The following is a 7,762-nucleotide window of genomic DNA, read 5'->3' as shown; positions in this document are numbered from 1 at the left end:
TAATCAGTTACACTAACCAAAGGGTTAGGCTAACCGTCCCTGGATTTTTAATCCATTTAGGTTAAACGAATCGCACAAGTACATTTTAACTGTAACTTCAACTCTGGAAAACTAACGCTTCCTTCACCGCTGCCAGCAGTGATATGCAGCTCGATGCTGTCAAAGTCTAACTCTAGCCGATCGACTGAAAAACCTGCAACTGCCGCCACAGCGGGTACATAAGCTTTACTGAAAAGTTCTTTCTGCTAATTTACCTCTATTCACCACCTTTCCTAAAAAAACCCGGTTTCTTTAAGGGAGAAACCGGGTTTTTCACACTCAAACTGCGTGTTTTCGATACCAATCAATCGTATTTTTCAACCCTTCCTTAAACTTTACTTCCGCAACAAAACCAAACTTTTCCTTAGCCCTTTGGGTATCCAAACAGCGGCGCGGCTGACCGTTCGGTTTGTCTGTTTCCCAAACAATTTCACCCTCAAATCCCATCAATTCGCAAATCGTTTCCACTAAATCGCGAATTTTAACTTCGCTATTCGTTCCCAAATTAACCGGGTCAGATTCACTGTAATCTTGCGTTGCCATCACAATTCCTCGGGCGGCATCTGTGGAATACAAAAACTCGCGGCTAGGGCTGCCGTCGCCCCAAACAGGCAGTGTTTTGTCTCCCCTTTCTTGGGCTTCGTAGACTTTGCGAATTAATGCGGGGATGACGTGGGAACTTTTCGGGTCAAAGTTATCTTCCGGGCCGTATAAATTTACTGGTAGCAAGTAGATACCGTTGAATCCGTACTGCTGGCGGTAGGATTGCAGTTGCACTAATAAGGCTTTTTTGGCAATTCCGTAAGGTGCGTTAGTTACCTCTGGATAGCCGTTCCACAGGTCGTCTTCTTTGAAAGGAACTGGGGTCAAGTTGGGATAAGCGCAAATGGTGCCGACGCAGACAAATTTTTCGACTCCTGCTTCGTAGGCGGCGTGGATTAGTTGGGCGCCCATCATCAAATTATCGTAAAATAATTCAGCGGGTTTGACTAGGTTTAAGCCGATGCCGCCGACGTGGGCGGCGAGGTGAATGATGATATCTTGTTGGTCGGCGGCGCGCTTGCAGTTTTCCATGACGCGGAGGTCGCAGTCGCGCGATCGAGTCACCGAAATTTTATCAGCATCGGCCCCTGCTTTCACTAGCTGGTCGATTACCTGACGGCCCAAGAAACCGGCGCCGCCCGTGACTAGAATGCGTTTGCTGCTTAAATCCAAGCTTGTCATAAATTTAGCCTCGGGATTTTGAATAAGGGTCGATCGACAATTTCAATTCTAAAATTGTTGCTTTAGCAAAAAAAGCTTTGAGGTAGAGGACGCAGTTGCCCACAAATCTGCTTTAGCTGCTGCTGATAGGGACTGCTCCGTGCACACCCGAAAGTTAGATTTATTAGTAGCGAGTCCTCAACTATCATTTTAATGTTCTTTTTAGCCCCCACAGCAAAAAATTTTGCGAGCAATTAAGCTGGCTCTGTGAATGCCGATCGCACTACGCTAATAGCTGTAACAATCCTCCGATCAGTTATGAACTGTGTGCAGGGGCAATCCCCCCGGTGCGCGCCTTTCGCCAATCGGGGCAGACACGGGGCCCTACCCCTACAAATTGTTCGCACTGACCGCTTTGTTTAGCGGCTTAATCAAATCCGTTGCCCGAACCCCGACCTTGCTGGTCTAAAGCTTTCATGTCCGCATCTACCATTAAATGTACTAACTCCTGAAAAGTTACAGAAGGTTCCCAATTTAATTGCTGGCGCGCCTTAGTCGAATCGCCAATCAACAGTTCGACTTCTGCCGGCCGCAAGTAGCGTTCGTCAAACTCCACATATTTTTGCCAATCTAAATTGACGTAAGTAAAAGCCAAATCCAGAAATTCCTTAATGGAATGGGTCTCGTTAGTAGCAATGACATAATCGTCAGGCTTCTCTTGTTGCAGCATCAGCCACATCGCCTGCACGTAGTCTTTAGCATAGCCCCAGTCCCGCTTAGAATCGAGATTGCCCAAGTAAATCTTTTTCTGCTTGCCTGCGACTATTCTGGCAACGGCGCGAGTAATTTTGCGAGTTACAAAAGTTTCGCCGCGGCGGGGAGATTCGTGATTGAACAAGATGCCGTTGCAGGCAAAAAGTCCGTAAGATTCGCGATAATTTATTGTTTGCCAGTGCCCGTAAACTTTGGCGCAGGCGTAAGGACTTCTGGGATAAAAAGGAGTTGTTTCCTTCTGCGGAACTTCCTGCACCAAGCCAAACATTTCCGAAGAACCTGCTTGATAGAACCGCACTTCTATGCCGGTGCGGTGCTGATAGTCCCGAATTGCTTCTAGCAGCCGCAATACTCCCATGCCTACTGCGTCAACCGTATATTCCGGCGAGTCAAAGCTGACTCGAACGTGAGATTGAGCGCCTAAGTTATAAATTTCTACCGGCTGAACTTCTTCCAATATCCGGCGGAGAGTGGTGCCGTCCGTCAAGTCGCCGTAGTGTAGAAACAGGCGCGCACCCTCGCTGTGAGGATCGACATAGATGTGGTCAATTCGATCGGTATTGAAACTAGAACTGCGCCGGATAATGCCGTGAACTTCATATCCTTTCTCTAACAGTAATTCGCTCAAGTAGGAGCCGTCTTGACCTGTAATACCTGTTATTAGCGCTCGCTTACGTTGCGTCATCTGATTTTCCTTTGACAGGCTGTGTTATTTCACAATAAATTTTTTGGCAGAGGCTGTTGCTCCCTGCCGGCCGTATTCTCAAACTATACCTTAACTGCTTTATAAAACTTACTCAAACTTAACTTTAGTTACCTAAAGCCCGTTGAAGTTTACTTCCTACGCTGTTGGGTAGTGGGCTATCCCCAGATAAGTAGGCTATCCCCCTTAAGCCAAAGGTTATAGAGTTAAGTTTAGCACCTAAACCTAAAGTAGTCTATCTAGAAGAACTGATCTTTCTAGATGAAGAAGAGGTAGGTTTATTTAACTATTTGCCCCTTTAGTTAAGCTCACAATTCTTCGATCGGCATCCAGGAACTGTTTAGTTTTGACAAAGAGTTTGTGGCTGATTGTCAGTAGTCAGCATCAGTGGTCAGTAACAAATAAAACTAACTACCGATTGCTGACTGCAGACAAAAATTAATATGCGCCGTTATTTTTGGGAAAAATCACAACTCCAATTGTTTTGAAAACAATCCACATATCCATCCAAAGGTTTTTGTCATTTGCGTAATAGAGGTCGATTTGGACTCGGCGGGGATAGGGAATGTCGTTGCGACCGGACACTTGCCACAAGCCTGTAATTCCAGGTCTTATGGTGAGAATTTTGTTGATGTGACGACCGTATCTCGGCAGTTCTTCTTCAACTAAAGGTCTCGGTCCGACGACGCTCATATCTCCTTTTAAAACATTCCAAAACTGGGGAAACTCGTCTAAACTGGTCATTCGTAAAAATCTTCCAATCCAGGTAATTCGAGGGTCTTGTTTCAGCTTGAAATTGTCCTCAAACTCTTGACGCAAATGCGGAGAATTTTCCATGATTTCCAGCAATATATCGTCCGCATTTTCCACCATCGTTCTGAATTTAAGGCAATAAAACCTTTTACGGTTTTTGCCTACTCGTTCCTGTACGTAAAAAATAGGACCGGGCGAGCTTAAGGCGATTAAGAAAGCCAAAAGCAGGTAAACCGGAGCAAACAGGATCAGAACCGATAAGGAAAACAGGATGTCAAATAACCGCTTGAAAAGTTCTCCGTCGAGGTTCTGTAGAGAACGACTTATGCGTCTATCTCCTTGCAGGACAGACCCAAAACCGCGTCTTGCGATCGCTCGAATTACCTTGCCGGAGATTAGTTGGCTGTCGGCAGTCATCTTACTCCTTCACTTCACACCACACACAGTCCTGATCATAAAGCCTCAAGACGCTTTGTTCTCTGAATTATGTTTCCAATACTCAATTTTCTGCCTTCAGAAGGCTTCAAAAGGCAGAAGGAAGAAGGAAGAGGGCTTCTGGCGGCAGAAGGAAAAAGGCACAAGGCAGTTATGCAGAGGTCTTCTGAAGGCACTTATACAAAGGCAGAAGGAAGATTGTCCCGCTATCGGGTTCTGGCACTCTCAAGCCCCAGACTCGGTAAAATCACGGGAGTGAAATTCCTGATAGCAGCGTTCCACAAAAGCTAGATAGCGCTGCCCAAAAACTTCGGGGGCAAACTGTTCAGCGCGCAACCTGCAGATTTCTGGCCGAAATTTGCCTTGCAACTGCTCAAATTCCTTGACAGCTTCGACTAATGCTGCTGCGGTTTGGGAGGAAAAAAATAAACCAGTCCCTGTCTCTGGGTGTTGGCGAATGTCGAGCACTGTCTCCAAAGCGCCCCCTGCTGCATAGGAAATTACTGGTGTTCCGCAAGCTTGAGCCTCTACCAAAGCTATGCCAAAATCTTCGCAAGCTGCATATACAAAGGCTTTCGCCTCTGCCATGTACTTTTCCACTATGGAGGCGGGCTGCCAGCCGAGCACTTGCACGTTGGGTTTGGCGATTTGCCGAATCATTTCTAATTCTGGCCCGGTGCCGATGACAATTAGAGTATGCCCGAGTTGATTGAATGCTTGGACGATCGCACTTACGTTTTTGTAACTTACTAACCGACAAACTGTGACGTAAAAGTCTTGTTTTTGTCGCATCAAGGAAAATCGCTCGATATTTACCGGCGGATAAATCACCTGGGCCCGCCGCCGATAGCACCGCCAAATTCGGCGCGCAGTGTGTTGAGAGTTAGCGATGAAATAATCAACACGATTGGCGGAAATTACGTCCCACTGTCGCAGTCGATGCAACAAATATCGCGTCAGCAGACCCTGGATGCCCCGTCCGGCTTTGCTGCTACGCAAATAGTCAAAAGTTAAGTCCCAAGCGTAGCGCATGGGAGTGTGGCAGTAGCAAACGTGCAGTTGCTGGGGACTGGTGAGGATGCCTTTGGCGACGGCATGGGATGATGAGAGGATGATGTCGTATTGTCGCAGATCTAGTTGTTCGATCGCGATCGGCAGAAATGGCAGATATTTTTGGACACCGCTGCGGGCTGCGGGAAAGTGCTGCAAAAATGTTGTGCCAATCTGTCGCCCGAAAAGATAGCTTTCGGGATTGGCCGATTCAAAGTCGATGAGGGCATAGACATCTGCCTCGTCTACGTGTTTGAGGATTTCCTGCACTACGAGTTCTGAACCGCCAGTAGCTAAGGGCGTCAACCATTCGTGAACTAGGGCGTATTTGAGTTTTTTCACTTGTATTTGTAGCCGATCAAACGATTTGTTAGCGCCAGTGCTGTCAATATTAGTCTTACTGAGGGATAACTTACGCAATATCCCGCCATCAACCAGGTTTCTATGTAGGTATTTAGCTCAAACCAAGGATTTTGGGAATAAACGGAGTTTTTGTCAAATCAACCACAGCAAAACTGCACTCTCCGGCAGTGATTTCCCCGATTGTTGACAAGAAATACTATTAGGCGGAATACTAAAGGTGATTTGCGAGCGCCTAAATCTTCGGAATCGGCGATCGACCGTAATGTGGTGTGAGGAAAAAATGTCCAAATTTTTGTGGAAGGGACTTTTAATTAGTCCGGGTGTATTGGCAGCAAGTTTAGTCATATCTTCGACGGCGCTAGCAGAGCAACCTGTAGAAATTTCCACGGCAGCTCAACCTGATAAATTGCAATTAGCAGGTGCTGCAACCGAGGCAGCCAAGTCTGAGACAGCAAAGCCTGAGACGGTCGAACCAGCGTCACTAGCGAGCAAATCAACTGTTGAAACTATTGAGAAAGAAAGTGCGAACCTCTACGAGGGCTTCACTAACGATTTGATCGCCCCAGTTGCCGAACAAGCAAAAGCACCGGAAGTTGCAGCAGCAGATTTAAGCGAAACCAAACCCGCAGTAGCGCCCGCAAATTTAAGTCCCGAACAACCTGTCGCGGAGCAAATCCCCGCAGTAGCGCCCGCAAACTTAAGCGAAACGCAACCCCCCCCACCACTGGCTAATTTAAACGCAGAAAAATCCGCCGCCCAGCCCGATCAGATTTCGCAATCCACTGATTCAAGTGCCCAACCTCAAGCACAGTCTAATCTTTTAGAACAAATCAATGAATACAGCACAGAAGGCAGTAGCAGCGAAGATGCGGCCGGCCAAGTAACATCTGTGTCGCAACTTTCCGACGTTCGACCCACCGATTGGGCGTTCCAAGCTTTGCAATCCCTAGTAGAGCGCTACGGGTGCATAGCTGGCTATCCTGACGGCACTTTTCGCGGCAACCGGGCGATGACTCGCTACGAGTTTGCAGCAGGTTTAAATGCGTGTTTGGATAAAGTTAGCGAGCTGATTCAAGGCGGTTCCAGAAATCTGGCGACGCGAGAAGATTTGGCTTCTGTGCAAAGGTTGCAAGAAGAATTTGCGGCAGAATTGGCAACTCTGCGCGGCCGCGTCGATGTTTTGGAAGCGCGCGCCTCTGAATTAGAAGCAAATCAGTTTTCAACTACGACTAAACTCAACGGCGAAGTGATATTTGGTTTGGCCGGTATCGCCAGGGGAGATGATGCCGAGGGCCGCGAAGCTGATAAAGCCACGGCTTTTGGCAGCCGGGTTCGGATTAATTTCGACACGAGTTTTTCTGGAGAAGATTTGCTGAGAACTCGATTGCAAGTTTTAAATTTGGGTTCGTTTTCTACTAATAATACGAAAACCGCTGAAGGGGAATTGCGGTTTAATGCCGGGCCTTTTGCCGAGGCTAGTAATACGGTAGGTTTAGATGCGCTGCTTTACCAATTCCCTATCGGCAAAAGCACTACTGTAATTCTCGAAGCTAATGCCGGCGCTGCTGATGATTTTGTTAACACTGTCAACCCTTACTTTGACGGAGACGGCAGCTACGGCGCTCTTTCTAACTTCGGTACTCGCAACCCAATTTACTATTTGATTGGGGGTTCTGGCATCGCTCTGCGGCATCAGTTTGGGGAAAAACTGGAGCTGAGTTTGGGATATTTGGCAGGCAACGCTGCGGACCCGACGCGGGGAAATGGTTTGTTTAACGGCTCTTACGGCGGTTTGGCTCAGTTGACTTTTACACCGAGCGACAGCATTGCTTTAGGCTTAACTTACGTTAATTCCTACAAAGTCGTCACCGGTACCGGCAGCAATGCTTCTAATTTCCCGGCGCGTCTCGGTTTCTTCGGGTTCGACAGCGATAGCAATCTGCCAGTTTCTAGCAATTCCTACGGCGCGCAAGCTTCGTGGCAGTTGAACCGGAGATTTGCAATTGGCGGTTGGGCGGGTTACACCAACCAGCGCATTTTATCCAACTTGACTACTCCTACGGGTTCTGTGCAGCGGGGGGATCAAAAAGTCTGGAACTGGGCAGTTACTTTGGCTTTTCCCGATTTGTTGAAAGAAGGAAATGTGGCGGGGATTGTGGTAGGTATGGAGCCGCGGGTAACGAGTTCTACTAATCGGACTTTGCCGGAAGATAAGGATACTTCGCTGCACGTTGAAGGTTTCTACCAGTTTAAGTTGAGCGACAATATTTCTATCACTCCTGGTCTGATTTGGCTGACTGCTCCCGACCACAATAAGAATAATTCTGATTTGGTGATTGGGGTTGTCAGAACGACGTTTACTTTCTAGGAGCAGCCCTTAGGGATTTTAGATTTTAGATTTTAGATTTTAGATTGGCAGTTTTCATCTAAAATCAAAAATCG

General features: G+C 47.3%; 6 protein-coding genes. 1 reads left to right on the top strand and 5 read right to left on the bottom strand.

Features of this window, described 5'->3' with window-relative positions:
• Positions 1-56 precede the first annotated feature (56 nt).
• The 5 genes from QUA71_RS21715 to QUA71_RS21695 all read right to left on the bottom strand — a co-directional run bounded on the left by QUA71_RS21715 (position 57) and on the right by QUA71_RS21695 (position 5,299).
• Positions 57-209 carry a hypothetical protein gene (locus tag QUA71_RS21715; protein WP_333288161.1) on the bottom strand — a complete coding sequence of 51 codons (153 nt, stop codon included), beginning with the start codon at positions 207-209 and terminating at the stop codon, positions 57-59.
• A 109-nt stretch (positions 210-318) separates the two neighbouring features.
• Positions 319-1,263: a GDP-L-fucose synthase gene (locus QUA71_RS21710; RefSeq protein WP_333288159.1), complete on the bottom strand. Its 945-nt coding sequence runs from the start codon at positions 1,261-1,263 to the stop codon at positions 319-321.
• Positions 1,264-1,669: 406 nt separating this feature from the next.
• Positions 1,670-2,701, bottom strand: a complete 1,032-nt coding sequence (gene gmd, locus QUA71_RS21705) for a GDP-mannose 4,6-dehydratase (protein ID WP_333288157.1) — start codon at positions 2,699-2,701, stop codon at positions 1,670-1,672.
• A 456-nt stretch (positions 2,702-3,157) separates the two neighbouring features.
• The gene (locus QUA71_RS21700; RefSeq protein ID WP_006631924.1) at positions 3,158-3,889 is read right to left on the bottom strand and encodes a sugar transferase; all 732 of its coding nucleotides are present in this window, start codon (positions 3,887-3,889) and stop codon (positions 3,158-3,160) included.
• Positions 3,890-4,132: 243 nt separating this feature from the next.
• The gene (locus QUA71_RS21695; RefSeq protein WP_333288155.1) at positions 4,133-5,299 is read right to left on the bottom strand and encodes a glycosyltransferase; all 1,167 of its coding nucleotides are present in this window, start codon (positions 5,297-5,299) and stop codon (positions 4,133-4,135) included.
• 301 nt (positions 5,300-5,600) lie between these two features.
• On the opposite strand from QUA71_RS21695, the gene QUA71_RS21690 reads away from it, so the two are divergent.
• Entirely contained in the window at positions 5,601-7,688 is a 2,088-nt protein-coding gene (locus QUA71_RS21690) for an iron uptake porin (protein ID WP_333288154.1), read from the top strand.
• Positions 7,689-7,762: the final 74 nt, after the last annotated feature.

Origin of the sequence: Microcoleus sp. MON1_C5 (assembly GCF_036701875.1) — a bacterium.
Lineage (GTDB): Bacteria > Cyanobacteriota > Cyanobacteriia > Cyanobacteriales > Microcoleaceae > Microcoleus.
This window is presented reverse-complemented; position numbering and strand designations above follow the sequence as displayed.